14 protein-coding genes are annotated in these 16,975 nt (G+C 74.4%); 10 read left to right on the top strand and 4 right to left on the bottom strand.

Annotated elements, in window-relative coordinates:
* Nucleotides 1–238: 238 nt before the first annotated feature.
* The 3 genes from L7D48_RS13860 to L7D48_RS29570 form a co-directional block, all read right to left on the bottom strand.
* Nucleotides 239–565, bottom strand: coding sequence for a helix-turn-helix domain-containing protein (locus L7D48_RS13860; protein WP_237879734.1), 327 nt, complete (start codon nt 563–565; stop codon nt 239–241).
* 65 nt (nt 566–630) lie between these two features.
* The gene (locus L7D48_RS13855) at nt 631–1,740 is read right to left on the bottom strand and encodes a glycosyltransferase 87 family protein (protein ID WP_237879736.1); all 1,110 of its coding nucleotides are present in this window, start codon (nt 1,738–1,740) and stop codon (nt 631–633) included.
* A 270-nt stretch (nt 1,741–2,010) separates the two neighbouring features.
* A complete protein-coding gene (locus L7D48_RS29570; protein ID WP_374492185.1) occupies nt 2,011–2,319 on the bottom strand; it encodes a hypothetical protein in 309 nt (102 codons plus the stop codon).
* A 465-nt stretch (nt 2,320–2,784) separates the two neighbouring features.
* On the opposite strand from L7D48_RS29570, the gene L7D48_RS13845 reads away from it, so the two are divergent.
* From L7D48_RS13845 to L7D48_RS13805, 9 genes are all read left to right on the top strand, one after another.
* Nucleotides 2,785–4,893, top strand: a complete 2,109-nt coding sequence (locus tag L7D48_RS13845; RefSeq protein ID WP_237879735.1) for an AAA family ATPase — start codon at nt 2,785–2,787, stop codon at nt 4,891–4,893.
* Nucleotides 4,894–4,904: 11 nt separating this feature from the next.
* Nucleotides 4,905–5,840, top strand: coding sequence for an aldo/keto reductase (locus L7D48_RS13840; RefSeq protein WP_237879733.1), 936 nt, complete (start codon nt 4,905–4,907; stop codon nt 5,838–5,840).
* 289 nt (nt 5,841–6,129) lie between these two features.
* Nucleotides 6,130–6,915: an SGNH/GDSL hydrolase family protein gene (locus L7D48_RS13835; RefSeq protein ID WP_237879732.1), complete on the top strand. Its 786-nt coding sequence runs from the start codon at nt 6,130–6,132 to the stop codon at nt 6,913–6,915.
* A gap of 168 nt (nt 6,916–7,083) precedes the next feature.
* Nucleotides 7,084–7,710 (top strand): LysE family translocator, encoded by a 627-nt coding sequence (locus L7D48_RS13830; protein WP_237879731.1) that lies wholly within the window; start codon nt 7,084–7,086, stop codon nt 7,708–7,710.
* Between the two features lie 109 nt (nt 7,711–7,819).
* A complete protein-coding gene (locus L7D48_RS13825; protein ID WP_237879730.1) occupies nt 7,820–8,848 on the top strand; it encodes a helix-turn-helix transcriptional regulator in 1,029 nt (342 codons plus the stop codon).
* 211 nt (nt 8,849–9,059) lie between these two features.
* On the top strand, nt 9,060–10,256 hold the full coding sequence (locus L7D48_RS13820) for an argininosuccinate synthase domain-containing protein (RefSeq protein WP_237879729.1): 1,197 nt from the start codon (nt 9,060–9,062) through the stop codon (nt 10,254–10,256).
* Nucleotides 10,257–10,327: 71 nt separating this feature from the next.
* Entirely contained in the window at nt 10,328–11,311 is a 984-nt protein-coding gene (locus L7D48_RS13815) for an aldo/keto reductase (RefSeq protein ID WP_237879728.1), read from the top strand.
* The gene (locus L7D48_RS13810) at nt 11,308–12,045 is read left to right on the top strand and encodes a sulfotransferase family protein (protein ID WP_237879727.1); all 738 of its coding nucleotides are present in this window, start codon (nt 11,308–11,310) and stop codon (nt 12,043–12,045) included. Before L7D48_RS13815 ends, L7D48_RS13810 begins: the two co-directional genes overlap by 4 nt.
* A gap of 147 nt (nt 12,046–12,192) precedes the next feature.
* Nucleotides 12,193–15,294, top strand: coding sequence for an amino acid adenylation domain-containing protein (locus L7D48_RS13805; protein ID WP_237879726.1), 3,102 nt, complete (start codon nt 12,193–12,195; stop codon nt 15,292–15,294).
* A gap of 27 nt (nt 15,295–15,321) precedes the next feature.
* On the opposite strand, the gene L7D48_RS13800 is transcribed toward L7D48_RS13805, so the two are convergent.
* Nucleotides 15,322–16,023 (bottom strand): copper homeostasis protein CutC, encoded by a 702-nt coding sequence (locus L7D48_RS13800; RefSeq protein ID WP_237879725.1) that lies wholly within the window; start codon nt 16,021–16,023, stop codon nt 15,322–15,324.
* Nucleotides 16,024–16,081: 58 nt separating this feature from the next.
* Between L7D48_RS13800 and L7D48_RS13795 the strand changes: the two genes are divergently transcribed.
* Nucleotides 16,082–16,870 (top strand): hypothetical protein, encoded by a 789-nt coding sequence (locus L7D48_RS13795; RefSeq protein WP_237879724.1) that lies wholly within the window; start codon nt 16,082–16,084, stop codon nt 16,868–16,870.
* Nucleotides 16,871–16,975 lie beyond the last annotated feature (105 nt).

The following is a 16,975-nucleotide window of genomic DNA, read 5'->3' as shown; positions in this document are numbered from 1 at the left end:
GCCGACGCCGACCCCCCGCGACCCCGCCGAGCGGACCCGCGCCCTACTGCGCGAGTGGAACGGCTACGGCCCCACCGGGAACGAGGCACGGCGTCTGGACGAGGAGCTGGACAGACGCCTGGCACAGGCCGTGGAACAGGCCGTGGAACAGGCCGTGGAACAGGCCGTGGAACAGGCCGTGGAACAGCCGGGACGCGCCCGGGCACCGCGTGAGCCGCACGCTTCCCACCCAGGGGCGCTACGTCGCGCGTGCCACGAACGACACGGACGTGTCGTCATCCTCGACGGACAGGTCCAGCCTGGCGTCGAGGGCCCGTGACAGCGCGCCCAGCAGGGCGACGGTGGGAGCCACCGCCCCTCCCTCGATTCGCTCGACCTCGGCTTCCGCCATTCCCGCCCGATCGGCGAGCTGCCCCTGCGTGAACCCGAGCGCGGTGCGGCGGTCGTACACGGCCTGTCCCAGCGCGATGGCGGCGCCGGCCTCGACGTAGGCGGGGTCGGCGCGGTGCTCGTCCGGAACCGGCCGCTGTGTTCGGTATCCCCCGTGCACGGCTGCCCCTCTCATCCGTCCGTCCAACGCCGCGGGGAACGGAAAGGATGCGGCCCCGGCACCGCGCGGGAGCCGGGGCGTCATCGGGTGTCCCGTCGCAGGCGCCACGCCGCGTACGCCGACATGACCAGGGCCAGGGGCGCGTACGGGGAGGCGAGCGGCTGCTGCCACCAGGGCAGGTGGAGGTCGAGGTCGCCGGAGTGGGGGACGAGCCAGTGCGTGCGGGCCGTGAAGAGCACGGCGACGGCGGCCGCGGCGTACAGCGGCCACCGGCGGGACGGCGACGCGGCGGCCGCCACGACGGCGAGCAGCGGAACGCACCACACCCAGTGGTGGGACCAGCTGATCGGCGAGACCAGCACCGCCGTGCCCGCGACGGCCAGCACCCCCCAGCCCTCCCGTCCGCGCAGATGGGCGCGGCGGGCCAGCCACAGGCCCAGCAGCCCGGCGACGGCCGCGGGGGCCGCCCACCACAGGCCGGGCTCGGGGGTGTGCAGGAGGCGGGCGATCATCCCCTGGAGGGACTGGTTGTCGACGATCCACGCCTTGCCGACGCGGCCGGTCTCGAACATCCGCCGCGTCCAGAAGTCCACGCTCGCGCCCGGCAGGACGGCCGCGCCGAGCACCGCCGTCCCCGCGAAGCCCGCCAGCGCCGTCAGTCCGGCCCGGACGCGTCCGGTCAGCAGCAGATGGACGGCGAAGATCGCGGGGGTGAGCTTGATCCCGGCCGCGACGCCGATGGCCAGGCCCTTGCCGCGGGCGCCGTCCGGGCGGCCGAGGTCCCACAGGACCAGGCAGGCCAGGGCGAGGTTGATCTGCCCGAAGACCATGGTCTGGAAGACCGGTTCCAGCCACAGTCCGGCTGCCGTGGCGGCGATCAGCAGGGCGGGGGAGGTGCGCCGTCCGGCCAGGCGCAGGGAGAGGTGGACCAGCAGGGCGAGCAGTACGACGTTGCCGGCCGCGAAGAGGACCTGGACGGCGGGCAGGGGCAGCAGGGCGGTGGGGACGAACAGCAGCGCGGCGAAGGGCGGGTAGGTGGCGGGCAGATCCCACTCGGTGACGGTGAAGCCGTACAGGTCGCGCCCCTCGACGACGGCCTGCCCCTCGGCGCGGTAGACGAGCACGTCCACCAGGAAGCTGGGCTGCGCCGCGCAGACCGCCGCGAGCGCGGCGAGGGAGAGAGCGAGCAGGGCGGCGGCCGCACGGGTGCGGCGGTCACCGTACGCGCCGAGCGCGGGGCGTATCCGGGCTCTTGCGGTACGGCTGCCGCGTGCGGCGCGGGCCGGGCGCTCGGAGCCGGCGCCGGTGCCGGTGTCGGGTGTGGGCGCAGCCGGCACTCGGCCACCTCCTGGGTTCCGGTCCGTCAGTCGACGGGTCGACGGGTCGACGGTCGTCTTCGGCCGTCCGCGGCCACCGCCGCGGGGCGACCCTAACCGACGGTCCGGCGCGCCCGGCCGGTGTCAGGCGCGGGTCGCGGACTCGTACGTCCTGCCGTCGTGCGCTCTGCCGCCGCGCGTCCCGCCGTTCCGGTACCGGTCCTGCTCCGTGCCCTGTTCCCGGTCCTCTTCGCGCGCCTCCGCGTAGTCGCCGAGGACCGCGACGTCGAACGCCGCTCCGGCGAAGACGGAGATCGCCCGGACGGCATCGCCCAGCAGATGGCGGCGGTGGCGGTGGCCGCCGTCGCCGCTCCGTGCGTCGAGCGCGGCGAGCGCGGTGGCGCCCGTGGACCGGCCGCCGGCTGTCTGGGGAGGGATGGGGGTGCTGTTCATGGCTCCACGGGTTCGCAGTAGTTTCGCCCTATTGGTCCATATCCATCCTAGGTCTCACCACGGCTTTTCTCCGCCCGCAACCCGGCCCGTCCACCCTCCCCGCGTACGGGGGAAATCGTTCGCCCGCCGGGACGAGCGGGGCTAGAATCACGCGTCTCCCGCCTCCCGCGCCACGGCACCGCAGGGCGTGCGTTCCGCATGCCCGAGTGCCGCCGTGCCGCCGGGGAGGAGCCGGCCGGTCGGTACCGGCCGGCGGACCGCGCTCCCGGCGGCCGCGCCCTCGCCGGCCTCCGGCGGCCCGCAGGCCCCCGCCGGCGTACGCGGTCCCCTCCGACCCTGTCGTCCACCGCACCCGGTGTGCGGCGCGGCCGCACGTCCGAGCGGCTCGCCGTACCGCCGTCGTGCGCGCTTTCCGCAGGAGGCCGCAACGTGCCCGCGCACGCCCACGACCCGCACGCCCCCGGCATGTCCGGCCACGGCATGCCCGATCCCGACCCGCTCGACCCGCTCGACCCGCTCGAACGCGAACGCGCCCACCTGGCCGCCTCGCGCACAGCGCTGCGCGCCATGCGCCATGACGTCGAGTCGCTCGACATCAGGAACGTCACCGCCAACTGGGTGAACGCCGAGGCGCTCCAGCACCAGATCGACGCCCGGATCGAGGCCCTCGCCGACCTCGCCGACACCCCGCTGTTCTTCGGCCGCCTGGACCACGCGGACTCCCCGCGGCCCCCCGGCGCTCCGGAGCAGGACGATCCCTCGGCGGTCCGGTACTACATCGGCCGCCGCCACGTGCACGACGCCGACGGCGACCCGATGGTCATCGACTGGCGCGCCCCCGTCTCCCAGCCCTTCTACCGCGCCTCCAAGAAGGACCCGCAGGGCATCGGCCTGCGCCGCCGCTTCGGCTACACCGGCGGCGAGCTGACCGCGTACGAGGACGAGCGCCTGTCCGACCCGGACGAGGCCGAGAAGGCCAGTGCCCTGCTCAGGCGCGAGATCGAGCGTCCGCGCGTCGGCCCGATGCGCGACATCGTGGCCACCATCCAGCCGGAGCAGGACGAGATCGTCCGCACCGGCGTCGACGGCACCGTGTGCGTCCAGGGCGCGCCGGGCACCGGCAAGACGGCCGTCGGTCTGCACCGCGTGGCCTATCTGCTCTACGCCCACCGCGAGCGCCTGGCCCGCACCGGGACGCTGGTCATCGGCCCCAACCGGTCCTTCCTGCGCTACATCGAACAGGTCCTGCCGGCGCTGGGCGAGCTGGCGGTGCGGCAGGCGACCGTGGAGGACCTGGTCACCGAGGCGACGGGCGTGGAGGTGCGCGGCACCGACGACCCGGAGGCCGCCCGGATCAAGGGCGACGCCCGCATGGCCGAGGTGCTGCGCCGCGCGGTCCGCTCGGGCGTGACGATGCCCACCGAGTCGTGCGTCGTCGTCCGCGGCTCGCGCCGCTGGCGCGTCCCGGCGTACGAGCTGGAGGAGATCGTCCGCGAGCTGCTGGAACGCGGCATCCGCTACGGTGCCGCCCGCGAGGCCCTGCCGCAGCGCGTCGCGCACGCCGTGCTGACGCGCATGGAGCGCTCGGGCGAGGCCCCCGACGACCGGGTGCAGAACGCGGTGGCGCGCAACGCGGCGGTGAAGGCCCTGGTCAAGGCCGTGTGGCCGGAGGTCGATCCGGCGAAGCTGGTGCTGCGGCTGCTGTCGGACGACGGCTTCCTGGCCGAGTGCTCCGAGGGGATCCTCACCGAGGAGGAGCGCAAGGCGATCCTGTGGACGAAGCCGCCGCGCGGGGTGCGGTCGGCGAAGTGGTCGGCCGCCGACGCCGTACTGATCGACGAGGCCACCGACCTGGTGCGGCGCACCCCCTCGCTCGGCCACGTCGTCCTGGACGAGGCGCAGGACCTCTCCCCCATGCAGTACCGGGCGGTGGGCCGCCGCTGCACCACCGGATCGGCGACGGTGCTGGGCGACCTGGCGCAGGGCACCACGCCGTGGGCGACCGCGAGCTGGGCCGAGGCCCTGTCCCACCTGGGCAAGCCGGACGCGGCGGTGGAGGAGCTGACCCGGGGCTTCCGTGTGCCGCGCGAGGTCATCGCCTACGCCTCCCGGCTGCTGCCGCACATCGCGCCGGGCCTGTCCGAGGCGACCTCGATCCGCGACGCGGCGGGCTCCCTGCGGGTACGGGCAGTGGCGGTGGAGGAGCTGGACGGCGCGGTGGTGGAAGCCTGCCGCGAGGCGCTGGAGCGCGAGGGATCGATCGGCCTGATCGCCGCCGACGTCCGCGTTCCGGCCCTGGCCTCGGCCCTGGACGCCGCCGGCGTCCCCCGCCTCTCCCCGGGGACGGAGACGGACGCGGGCACCCGCCTCACCCTCGTCCCGGCGACCCTGGCCAAGGGCCTGGAGTACGACCACGTGGTCCTGGACGAACCGGCCGCCGTCGTCGACGGCGAACCGGACGAGCGCACCGGCCTGCGCCGTCTGTACGTCTGTCTCACCCGCGCGGTCTCCGGCCTCACCGTCGTCCACGCGGCCCCCCTGCCCGACCCGCTGTGCGACGGGGGCGACGCCTGATGGGGCATCCGATGGAACACCGGTCGGCGCACCCCCGCGCGGACGCCGCGGGCACCTGGACACTCGGCGACCTGACGGTCAACCGGATGGGCCTGGGGGCCATGCGGCTGACGGGAAGCGGCGCCTTCCACGACGGCACGCCCAGCGACCGCGACCGGGCGGTCGCCGTACTGCGCCGCGCCGTCCACGAGTTCGGCGTGAACCACATCGACACCGCCGCCTTCTACTTCTCCTCCCTCCGTTCGGCCAACGAGCTGATCAACCGGGCGCTGGCCCCCTACCCCGACGACCTGGTCATCACCACCAAGGTCTGGCCGGGGCGCGACCCGTCGGGCCAGTGGTGGTGGGCCCGGCCCGAGCAGCTGCGCGGCCAGGTGGAGGAGAACATCCGCCAACTCGGCCTGGACCACCTGGACGTGGTCAACCTGCGCGTCCCGCCCAGCCGGAGGGACGGCTCGATCGCCGAGCACTTCGGCGCGCTGGCGCGGCTGCGCGAGGCCGGACTCGTACGCCACCTCGGCATATCCAACGCCACGGCCGCGCAGCTGGCGGAGGCGCGGGCCGTCGCGCCGGTGGTGTGCGTGCAGAACGCCTACGGTCTGGGCGCCGCCGACACCAAGGACCGCGAACTGCTGCGGGTCTGCGGGGAGTCGGGCATCGCGTTCGTGCCGTTCTTCGCGATCGCCGGGAAGCGCCGCGAGGCGGGCGCGGGCGGGAGCGGGACCGAGGACGGGACCGAGGACGAGGCCGTACGCGCCGTGGCCCGGGCACACGGAGCGACGCCCGCGCAGGTGCGGCTGGCCTGGACGCTGCGGCAGGGCCCGCACGTCCTGGCCATACCCGGCACCGGCGACCCGGACCACCTCGCGGAGAACGTCGCGGCGGGCTCGCTTCGGCTGACGGACGACGAGACGGCCCGACTCGATCCCCCGGTGGCCCGGGACTGACACGGCGCGGCCCGCTGCGGCGCGGAGACAGCCATCGGGCCCTGCGGGGCCGTCCTGTCCGGTGGGGAGGGGAGAGAGGCGGTAGGCCGCCCGGGCGGCCGCGCCCGTCAGCGCGGGCGCCCGAGCGCCTCTCGGAGGGTTCCTGTGATCGTCAGGCGATCACAGGAACCCTCGCCGCATCACCCGACCGGGTGTCGGGACCGGCGATTTCACCGATTTCGGGAGCGGTCCGGAGCGGTAATGGTGTGACGCCCCCTCACACCCCTGTGCATGTCTCCTGGAGGAAACCATGCGCGTTCCCCGTCTCCTGACCACCGCCCTGCTGGCCCTGGCGACGGCGCTCGCCGTACCGGCCGCCCCCGCCTCAGCCGCCGGGAGCGCCACGCGGAACGCGGCGGAGAACTACGTGGCCCTCGGCGACTCCTACTCCTCCGGCACCGGCGCCGGAGACTACTCCGACCTGCTGTGCACCCGCAGCGGGAACGCCTACCCGGCCCGGTGGGCGCGGGCGTCCGCGCCCGCGTCCTTCACCTTCGCCGCCTGCGGCGGGGCGAAGATCCCGGACGTGCTGAACAACCAGGTGCGGTATCTGGACGAGAACACGACGCTGGTGAGCATCAGCATCGGCGGCAACGACTCCGGTTTCGCCTCCATCATGCTGACCTGCATGTTCTCCTCGCAGTCGGTCTGTGAGCAGAGACTGGACGAGGCCGCCGACTACGCCCGGAACGAACTGCCCGGCGAACTGGACGCCCTGTACGCCACCATCCGCGACCGCGCGCCGAACGCCGAGGTCGTCGTCGTGGGCTACCCCTACCTCTACAAGGAGGGCGGCTTCTGCCTGAGCATGGGCTCGGGCAAGCGCGCGGCCATCAACGACGGCTCGGACGTGCTCAACCAGGTGATCTCCGGCCGCGCCGCCGCCGCCGGGTTCTCCTTCGCGGACGCCCGTCCCGCCTTCGCCGGGCACGAGATCTGCACGAGCGACCCGTGGATCAGCTCCTCCAACATCCACCCCACGGCCGAGGGCCACGAGAAGGGCTACCTGCCGGCCTTCTCCGCCGTGGTCCGGTAGGGCGCGCCCGCGTCCGGCTCCCCCTCCCTTCCGCGGGCGCGGGGGCCGGGCGGCCTCGTCTTCCGTCCCGCCGCCAGGGGGCGGAATCCCGCTGACGGGCCGGTACCGGTTGCGCGCGGCGGCCCGGCTGTCTAGGTTCCGAACGGTCGGCCGGATCAGAGGGGGAACATGTTCGGGTTAGGACTGGCGTCCTACGCGGTCTTCGTCATGGCGGTGCTGGTCATCTGCGTCACTCCCGGCCCCGACATGGTCTACATCCTCACCCACGGCATCAGCCAGGGCACCAGGGCGGGCCTGCTGGCGTCGCTCGGCATGTCGGCCGGCATGGCCTGCCACACCCTCGCGGTCGCGCTGGGGCTGGCCACCCTCGTCCAGTCCTCGGGGACGGCCTACCAGGTGCTCCGCTACGCCGGGGCTGTTTATCTGCTCTACCTGGCCTGGCACACGCTGCGGGACTCCTCCGGGACCACCTTCGACGGCGAGCACACGGCCGCGTCACCGATGACGGTCTTCCGCAGGGCGACGATCGTCAACCTGCTCAACCCGAAGATCGTCATCTTCTACCTCGCCTTCCTGCCGCAGTTCGTCACGCCCTCCGCGGGAAGCCCCGCCCTCCAACTGCTGGTGCTGGGCGCGACGTTCACCGTGATCGGGCTGCTGGTCGACTGCGTGGTCGCGCTGCTCTCGGGCCGGATCGGGGAGCGGCTGCGGAGGCGGCCGGGCTCGGGCACCTGGCTGAACCGGCTCGCGGGTGTCGTCTTCCTCGGCCTCGCCGCCAAGGTCGCCATCGCCTGAGCGGCCGTACCACCGCCCGTCGCCCCCGCCGTCCGACGACCGGGAGCCCCTCGGACGCGCCGGACCCGGTGTGGTGGCGAAGACAGCCGAAGATTCGGAAGAGCGCCTCATGTGCACTGTCACGACCGGCACACCCGCCACCGCACCCGCTGCCGCGCCCGGCCGCCCGGGGACCGACATCTGCGAAGAGGGCGACGCCCTCTACCGGCAGGCGCTGACCCGGGGCAGCGTGCCCGCCGGGCAGGCACCCGGCTGCCTGCTCGAACTGGGGCTGCTGCGCCGTTCGCCGGAGTGCCCCGGGACGCTGGTCCCGGTGCCGCCGGACATCGCCGCCGCCAGGCTCGCGCGCCCGATCGAGCGGGCCATCCTGGAGCAGGAGCAGGCCCTGCGGTCGGTCCGGTCGGTGCTGGCCCGCGCGGAGGCGGCGTACCGGCAGATCGGCCGGGAGGTCAACCGCACGGCGGACCTGCTGCTCGGCGAGGAGGCCGTCGACCGGGCCCTGCGCAGGGCCGCCCGGTCCTGCGGAAGCGATGTGATGACCGCCCAGCCGGGCGGCGGGCTGGGTGAGGAGTCGCTGGCCCGGACCCTGCCGGAGGCGCTGGACCTGTGCTCCAGGGGGGTGCGGCAGCGGGTGCTGTACCAGCACACCGTGCGCTCCCACGGTCCGACGCTCGCCTACGCGGAGAAGATCACCGCGGCCGGCGCCGAGGTGCGCACACTGGCCGAGGCGTTCAACCAGGTCACCGTCTTCGACGGCGCCGTCGCCTTCATACCCGCCGCGCAGGAGCACCAGCCGGCGGCCCTTTCCGTGCGCCACCCCGCGATCGTGCGCTATCTGGTGAACGCCTTCGACTGCGCCTGGGACCGGGCCGAGCCCGTCTTCCGGGGCACGGACCGGTGGCAGCCGCACGCGTTCACCTCCCAGACCCGGCGGGCCGTACTGCGCCTGATGGTGGAGGGGCACACCGACAAGGCGATCGGGAGCCGGCTGGGCGTGAGCCCCCGCACCGTGGCCAACCACATCAAGTGGGCCGCCGACCACTTCAGGGCCGGCAGCCGGGCCCAACTGGGCTATCTGCTCGCCCGGTCCGGGATCCTGGACTCCCAGCTGCCCGACGGGCGCGCCCTGCCCGGCTGAACGGCGTGCCGCCGAGGGCGCGGCGCGGGATGCCGGGCGGTTCCGGGTTGGCCCGGTTTCCGCCCATGTACAACGCCTTCAGGTTTACGCATTGCAGCATCATGCCCCGCGGTGCTCACTTCCCCCGCCCACGCGGGTTGGACAGCATGTCCCCGTACCGCACAGCCCGGTGCGAACACCGGAGCGCAGGCGTATCTCCCCTGGAGGATGGGTGGACCTCTCGCTGTCCGAACTGAAGCGGCGGAAGACCGGAATCTGTCTCTCCGGAGGACTTTCCTCCCTCGCGCTGGCCTCCTGGCTGCACAGCGGGGGATACGACGTGGAGGCGTTCGTCCTCGACATCGGCCAGTGCCCGGAGAAGGACTTCCGTGAGTTCACCGGCGCGGTGCGCGCGGCCGGCATACCGGTGCACGAGGTGGACGCCCGGCGCGCCATGGCCGACGCGGCGCTCGACGTCGTCGCCTTCCAGGCCCACTACGACGGGGGCTACTGGAACACCACGGGCCTGTCCCGGGCCGTCATCGTCGAGCACGTGGTGCCCGGGCTGCGCCGGGCCGGCGCCGGCGTGCTGGCGCACGGCTGCGTCGGCGGCGGCAACGACCAGCGCCGCTTCGAGCGCTACGGCGCGCACTTCGCGCCGGACCTCGCGGTCTTCGCGCCCTGGCGCGACCCGGAGGTGCTGGCCGCCCTGCCCGACCGGGAGGCGATGGCCCGCCACGTCGCCTCGGCGGGCCTGGTGTGCATGCCGGGCAACACCGCGGAGCACTCCGTCGACGGCAACCTCGCGGGCACCTCCCACGAGGACGCCGGGCTGGAGGACCTGGGCACCACGGCGGCGGGCCTGGAGCGGCTGATGGGCGTGTCGCCCCGGCAGGCGCCGGACCGGGTGGAGACGGTCTCCGTCACCGTCGAGCACGGCCGCCCGGTGGCCCTGGACGGCCGCCGCCTGCCTCCGGAGGAGCTGCTGGAACTGGCCAACACCGTCGGCGGGCGGAACGGCCTGGGCCTGACCGACGTGGTGGAGCACCGCATCAACGGCACCAAGTGCCGCGGTGTGTACGAGGCGCCGGGCATGGAGCTGCTGTCGCACGCGGTGCGCGCCGCCCACGAGACGGTCACCGACCGGGGCGCCGCGGACACCGCCCGGTTCCTCGCCCGGCAGCTCGCCGTCTGCGTCTACGAGGGGACGGCGCACGGCCGTACCGCCCGGGCGGCGCGGGCCGGTCTGGCCGAGATCGCCGGCCCGGCCGACGCCACCGTCCGGCTCGACCTCTACAAGGGCGGCGTCGTCGGGCGGGCGCTGCCGGAGATCGGCCCGGGCGCCGACGTCCTGCGGCAGCGCCGGTTCACCGGCGGAGGCGGCCACAACTGGGACTCGGCGCCCCTCGCCGGGCCCGCCTCCGGATGACCCGCGGGCGGCTTACGCGCCTTCCCGTGCACTCGCTCACACCTGTCCACTCGCTCTCAGGGGAAACAGACATGCTTCAGCGCACGTTCGGCCGGCTGGGCTGGCGGGTCGGGGAGATCGGCTACGGAATGTGGGGGGTCGGCGCCGGCCCCGGCGGCTGGCAGGGGGCGGACGACGAGACGAGTCTCGCCGCCCTCCAGCTCGCCGTGGACCTCGGCTGCAACGCGTTCGACACCGCGTGGATCTACGGCCGCGGGCACAGCGAGGTCCTGCTGGGGAAGCTCCTCGCGGCCAATCCGGGCAGGGGCCTGAAGGCCTTCACCAAGATCCCTCCCAAGGACCGGCGGTTCCCCTCCACCAGGGATTCCGACGTGGACGACGTGTTCCCGTACGACCACGTCATGGAGTACACCGAGAAGAGCCTGCGCAACCTCGGCGTCCCCCGCGTGGACCTGATGCAGTTCCACGTGTGGGAGGACCACTGGGCGCGGGACGAGCGTTGGCTGGCCACCGTTCAGGCGCTGCGGACCTCGGGCATGGTCGACGGGATCGGCATCAGCATCAACCGCTGGGAGCCCTGGAACGCGACGGAGGTCCTGCGGACCGGCCTGATCGACAGCGTCCAGGTCATCTACAACATCTTCGACCAGGCGCCCGAGGACGAACTCTTCCCGCTCTGCCGGGAGTTGGGCATCGGCGTCATCGCCCGCGTCCCGTTCGACGAGGGCACCCTGACCGGGACGCTGACGAAGGAGACCACCTGGCCCGAGGGCGACTGGCGGGCCTCCTACTTCGTGCCCGAGAACCTGCACGCCAGCGTGGACCGCGCGGAGGCGCTGAAGAAGATCCTCCCCGACGGCATGACGCTGCCCGAACTGGCCCTGCGCTTCATCCTGCACAACGACGACGTGCACACCGTGATCCCCGGCATGCGCCGCCCCGCGCACGTCTCCGCCAACATCGCGGTCAGCGACGGCCACCGGCTGCCCGAGGAGCTGATGCGCGAACTGCGCGCCCACCGCTGGGACCGGAAGCCGACGGAGTGGTCGCAGTGAGCGCCCCCGTGCGGCCGGCGGTGCTGGCCCTGTGGTCCCCGCCGCGGTCCATGTCGACCGCCTTCTTCCGGATGATGGTGCAGCGCGGCGACTTCCGCGCGTACCACGAGCCGTTCTCCGAACTGGCCGCCGGTCACGGTGTCGAGGTCGGCGGACGGCGCCTCACCACGCCGGAGGAGGTGCTGCGGGGGTTCACGGCGGAGTCGGCGAAGACGCCGGTGTTCTTCAAGGACACCACCGAGTACCCGCACGCCCGCCTCTTCGACGCGCTGCCGCTGGCCGAGGTCGTCACGCACACCTTCATCGTCCGCGACCCGCGGCGCGCCATCGAGTCGCACTACGCGGTGAACCCCGGCGTGAAGCTCCCGGAGATCGGCTTCGAGTACCAGTACGAGATATTCGACCGGGTCCGCCGGGAGACGGGGCGCGATCCCGTGGTGGTCGACGCCGACGTCCTCATCGAGCGCCCCGGCGACACCGTCCGCGCCTACTGCGAGGCCGTCGGCATCCCCTACGACGAGCGGGCCCTGTCCTGGCAGTCGGGGGAGCGCTCCGAGTGGAGCCGCACCAGCCGGTGGCACCAGGACGTGGCCCGCAGCTCCGGCTTCCGGCAGAGCGACCGGCGCCACGCCGTCACGGTCGACGACAGCCCGGTGCTGGCCGGCTACCTCCGGCACCACCTGCCCTTCTACGAGGAGCTGCGCTCCCGCTCCCTCGCCCTGCCCGCCGCCTGAGGGCCCGCCGCACGCAGCACGCGGCCGCCGCGCGCCCCGCCGCGCGGCGGCCCGCACGCCCGCACCGCACGCCCGCACAGCCGGCACAGCAGAGCAGTCCTGGAAACGCCTGGAAACGCCTGGAACCACACTCGATTGGGGTCCACGATGCCAGCCAGCACGTCCTCGTCCGCACTGCCCGATCCCAACGGACGCCGCGCGCCGTACCCGCGGGGCACCGCGACGACCCTGCACCTGATCGAGGAGCAGGCCCGTGCCACCCCCGACGCAGACGCGCTGTACTACGACGGCGCGACGCTGAGCTACCGGGAACTGGACCGCAGGGCCAACTCCCTGGCCGTGATGCTCGTGGACCACGGCGCGCGCCGGGAGACGCTGCTCCCCCTGCTGGTGAGCGACGGGATGGAACTCCCGCTCGCGATGGTCGCGGCGATGAAGGCCGGAGCCCCCTTCATCCCCTTCGACCCGGGCTGGCCCCGGGAGCGGATCGACGCGCTGCTGCGGGGCCTGGGCACCGACATCGCCGTCGTCTCCCCGCGCACCCCGGCACCGGCGGCCGGCTGCGCCCGCGCGCTGGTGGCCGACCACCGGAAGCTGGACGGCACCGACGCCGCCCCCGCCGGCGGGCGCCCCGGCCGAGCCGACCTCGCCTACGGCTTCTTCACCTCGGGCACCACGGGCCTGCCCAAGTGCACGCTCAACGTGCACCGCGGCCTGCTCAACCGGTTCCTCTACATGACCCGCAGGTTCGGCGCCGGGCACGTGGCGCTCCAGAACAGCCGGTCGGTCTTCGACTCGTCACTGTGGCAGCTGCTGTGGCCGCTGACCATGGGCGGCAGCGTCGTCATGCCGCGCCGCGACGGGCTGCTCGATCTGGAGCGCACCGTCGACCAGATCGGCCGCCACGGGGTGACGATCACCGACTTCGTGCCGTCGATCTTCACCGTGCTCGTCGACCTGCTCGCCTCGGACCCGGCGCTGGTGCGGGCGGCCGGCTCCCTGCGGCACGTCCTGCTGGGCGGCGAGGCGATCAACGTGGAGGCGGTCCGCAGGTTCCACGGGCTGCTGCCCGGCACGGCGATCACCAACACCTACGGCCCCACCGAGGCGTCGATCGGCAGTGTCTTCCACACCGTCACCGCGGGGGGCGCCGGCGGTGACGGAACCGGCGGCGGCACCGGCGGCGAGATACCCGTCGGCCGCCCCATCGACAACACCTCGGCGGTGGTCGTGGACTCCTCGATGCGGCGCCTGGGCACGGGCGAGACCGGCGAGATCCTCATCGGCGGCGACTGCCTGGGGCTGGGCTACCTCGGCGACCCGGAGCGGACCGGGGCCGCGTTCGTGCCCAATCCCTTCCCCGACATCCCCGGCGACCGCCTCTACCGCACCGGCGACCTCGGCCACTACCGGGCCGACGGCCGCCTGTACTTCGTGGGGCGGCGCGACGACCAGCTCAAGGTGCGCGGGGTGCGGATCGAACCGGCGGAGGTCGAGCGGGCGCTGCTGACACTGCCGGGGGTACAGGACGTGCGGGTCGTGCTGCGGGGCGAGGCCGACGGCCAGACCCTGGTCGCGGCCGTGGTCGCCCGTGAGGACCTCGACCTCGCGGACACCAGGGCGCGGGCCGGGAAGCTGCTCCCGGCCGAGCTGGTGCCCGACCGGTTCGTACGGATCGAGAGCATGCCCCTGTCCCCCAACGGCAAGGCCGACCGCAGGGCCCTGGCCCGGCTGCTGGACGGGTCGGACACGGCGGAGCGGAACGCGGCGGGGCAGGCCGCGGCGCCCGGGAACGGCGGCGCCGGGGGCGGGCCGGTGCCCGGCGGCGACCCGGAAGGGGCGGTCCGCTCCCTGTGGGCCGAGCTCCTGGGCGTCACCCCCGGTCCGCGGGACGGCTTCTTCGAGACCGGCGGCACATCCCTCAGCGCCCAGCGGCTCGTACTGCGCCTGCGCGACCTGTTCGGCCTGCGCCTGTCGGTGCGGGACATCGCCGAGGCGCCGACCGTCGCCGACCAGGTCCGTCTGATCGCCCGGGGCGGGCCGGAGGCCGAAGAGGCGGCCGTCCACCGGGAGATGCTGGCCGACGCGGCCGCCCTGGAACCGGCCTCCCGGGAACCGGCCGCTGCGGGGCCGGCCTCCCCCGCGGCCGTACCGCCCCCGCGGTCCGCGGCCGTCGCCCCGCCCCGGCACATCCTCCTCACCGGCGGCACCGGCTTCATCGGCATCCATCTGCTGGACGAACTGCTGCGGTCCACGACGGCCACCGTCGCCTGCCTGGTCAACGCCGGGGACGACGCGGCCGCCCGTGCCCGGCTCGACGCCCGCGCCCGCCACTACGGCCTGCCCGTCGGCAGCGGCGACGACCGGGTCCGGGTCGTGCGCGGAGACCTCGGCGCCGAGGGGTTCGGGCTGTCCGGGGCCGGCTTCCGGGAGCTTGCCGAGTGGACGGACACGATCGTGCACGCGGGCGCGGAGGTGAACCTCGTCTACCCCTACCGCCGTCTACGCGCGGTGAACGTACTCGGCACCCGCGAGGTGATCCGGCTCGCCCGCACCGGCCCCGGGCCGGCCAGCCCCGTGCACCACCTGTCGACGCTCGGCATCCTGCCGCGCGCGCCCCACGACGGCCCGGTACTCGGCGAGGACGCCTTCCCCGCGGCCGAGGAGGTGCCGGGCGACGGCTACAGCCGGAGCAAGTGGGTCGCCGAGGCGCTGCTGCGCGAGGCCCGGCGGCGGTACGGCCTCCCGGTGAGCCTGTACCGCATGGGCGAGGTGATGCCGCACTCGCGCACCGGCGTCCTCAGCCACGGCGGCAGCCTCGCCGAGTTCGTCCTGACGGCGTGCGCGGAACTCGGCGTGCGCTTCGAGACGGGCGCGCGGGGCGACTTCACCCCGGTGGACAACGTCGGCCGGTTCATCTCGGCGGCGGTGCGCGAGCGCCGCCTGGGCGAGACCTTCCACGTGGTGCAGCGGGAGCCGACCCGGCTGGACGACCTCATGGGGCGCTTCGGCCCGGCGCGCGACCCGCGGCACGTGACGTACCGGGAGTTCCGCGAACTGGTCGCGGCGCACAGTTCCCCCTCGCTCCAGCGGCTGGCCATGGTCCTGCCCGATCCGGACGACGGGCCGGGGGACCTCGGCGGGCTCTTCCGGGACGTCCCCTCCCCCGAGTTCGGCCGCAACTGCCACGAGCTGGTGCGGTCCCTGGGCGTGGAGTGGCACGGGGCCGTCCCCGTCGCGGACGGCTGAGCGGGGCACGGGCACGGCCCGGCCCGTTCAGCCGTCCAGCGTCTCGCGCCAGGTGCGCACCGCGTCCGGGGAGACCGGGGTGTCCCAGCCGCCGAGGCGGGCCGCGCCGCCGATGTGGAAGGCGGTCACGCCCGCCGCGCGCAGGGCGGGGACGTGGTCGAGGCCCAGGCCGCCGCCGGCCATCAGCAGCGGGAGGTAGCCGGGCTCCCCGGCGGCCGTACGGGCCGCCTCGGCGCACAGGACGGCCAGGCCCGCCGTCACACCGTCCGCCGAGCCGGCGGTGAGGTAGGCGTCCAGACCGGGGTGCCCGTCGAGCCGCTTGCGCAGCCCGGCGCGGTCGGCGCAGTGGTCGATGGCGCGGTGGAAGGTCCAGCGGCAGCCGGGGACGGCGTCGAGGAGCGCGCCGATCGCGGCGAGGTCGGGCTGCCCGGTGTCGTCGAGGAAACCGAGCACGAACTCCTCGGCGCCCTCCGCGCGCAGCTCGCGCGCCCGCTCGCACAACTCCTCCAGCGCCGTCTCGCCGCCCGCCGCGAACCCGCCCGCCGCGCGCAGCATCACCCGCACCGGCAGGTCGGTGGCGCCGCGGACGGCGGCGAAGGTCTCCCGGGCGGGGGTGAGGCCGTCGGCGGCCATGTCGCCGACCAGTTCGAGGCGGTCCGCCCCGCCGGTCTGCGCGGCGATCGCGTCGCGTGCGTCGAGGGCGATCACTTCGAGGATTGGTCTAGACATATAGCGGAGCCTGCCATATCGCGGGACACGCCGGGAAGACGGGGCACACAATTGCGCCATGGCCACGCCGAAGAACCGCCATCCGGCCCACGAGGCGCTGCGCGAGCGCTGGACCCGGACCCTCCTGGCCGTACGCCGCCCGGAGGCCGAGCTCCCCGCCGGCACCCCCTCCCCGTACGCCTACGCCGACGACCTCCTCGCGCGCTGGGCCGAACCCCACCGCCGCTACCACACCACCGACCACCTGATCGCCGTCCTGGACCGCGTCGGCCTGCTCTCCGCGCACTGCTCCGGCCCCGAGGAGGTCGCCACCGTCTCGCTGGCGGCCTGGTTCCACGACGCGGTATACCTCCCGGAGCGCTCCACCAACGAGGAGCGCAGCGCCCGCCTGGCCGAGCGCGCCCTGCCCGAGGCGGGCGTCTCCCCCGCCCCGGCCGCCGAGGTGGCCCGGCTGGTCCGCCTCACCGCCGGACACGACCCGGCCCCCGGCGACACGGGCGGCGAGGTGCTCTGCGACGCCGATCTCGCGGTGCTGGCCGGGTCGCCGCGGGAGTACGCGGCCTACGCCGCCGCCGTCCGGGCGGAGTACGACTTCGTCCCCGACGACGCCTTCCGGGCCGGACGCGCCGAGGTCCTGCGCCGTCTGCTGGACCTGCCCGCCCTGTTCCGCACCCACTACGGCCGGGAGCACTGGGAGCGCACCGCCCGCCGCAACCTGGAAACGGAACTGGAGCTGCTGTCGGCCGGCGAGAGCGGAGCGGCGGACGGCCGGGCGGACGGGCGGACGGGCGGACGGGCGGACGGCGGGGAAGCCCGCGACGCGGGAGGCGGAAAGGATTCGACGTGATCAAAGGCACGAAAGGGACCGGCGAGGAATGAGGGAACCGCCGGTGATGTTGGGCCCGTACATGCCCCATCCCGATCCCGGCGCCGCCTCCGGCGAGACCCCCGA

Origin of the sequence: Streptomyces sp. ICN903 (assembly GCF_022015835.1) — a bacterium.
Taxonomy (GTDB): Bacteria; Actinomycetota; Actinomycetes; order Streptomycetales; family Streptomycetaceae; genus Streptomyces; species Streptomyces fenghuangensis.
Note: the sequence above shows the minus strand (reverse complement) of the source record. Positions and strands in the feature narration are given on the sequence as shown.

What these genes read in the sequence shown, in the direction of transcription:
- L7D48_RS13860 (WP_237879734.1), bottom strand. Translation starts at nt 565, where the DNA reads ATGAGAGGGGCAGCCGTGCACGGGGGATACCGAACACAGCGGCCGGTT.
- L7D48_RS29570 (WP_374492185.1), bottom strand. Translation starts at nt 2,319, where the DNA reads ATGAACAGCACCCCCATCCCTCCCCAGACAGCCGGCGGCCGGTCCACG.
- L7D48_RS13845 (WP_237879735.1), top strand. Translation starts at nt 2,785, where the DNA reads ATGTCCGGCCACGGCATGCCCGATCCCGACCCGCTCGACCCGCTCGAC.
- L7D48_RS13840 (WP_237879733.1), top strand. Translation starts at nt 4,905, where the DNA reads ATGGAACACCGGTCGGCGCACCCCCGCGCGGACGCCGCGGGCACCTGG.
- L7D48_RS13835 (WP_237879732.1), top strand. Translation starts at nt 6,130, where the DNA reads ATGCGCGTTCCCCGTCTCCTGACCACCGCCCTGCTGGCCCTGGCGACG.
- L7D48_RS13830 (WP_237879731.1), top strand. Translation starts at nt 7,084, where the DNA reads ATGTTCGGGTTAGGACTGGCGTCCTACGCGGTCTTCGTCATGGCGGTG.
- L7D48_RS13825 (WP_237879730.1), top strand. Translation starts at nt 7,820, where the DNA reads ATGTGCACTGTCACGACCGGCACACCCGCCACCGCACCCGCTGCCGCG.
- L7D48_RS13815 (WP_237879728.1), top strand. Translation starts at nt 10,328, where the DNA reads ATGCTTCAGCGCACGTTCGGCCGGCTGGGCTGGCGGGTCGGGGAGATC.
- L7D48_RS13805 (WP_237879726.1), top strand. Translation starts at nt 12,193, where the DNA reads ATGCCAGCCAGCACGTCCTCGTCCGCACTGCCCGATCCCAACGGACGC.
- L7D48_RS13800 (WP_237879725.1), bottom strand. Translation starts at nt 16,023, where the DNA reads ATGTCTAGACCAATCCTCGAAGTGATCGCCCTCGACGCACGCGACGCG.
- L7D48_RS13795 (WP_237879724.1), top strand. Translation starts at nt 16,082, where the DNA reads ATGGCCACGCCGAAGAACCGCCATCCGGCCCACGAGGCGCTGCGCGAG.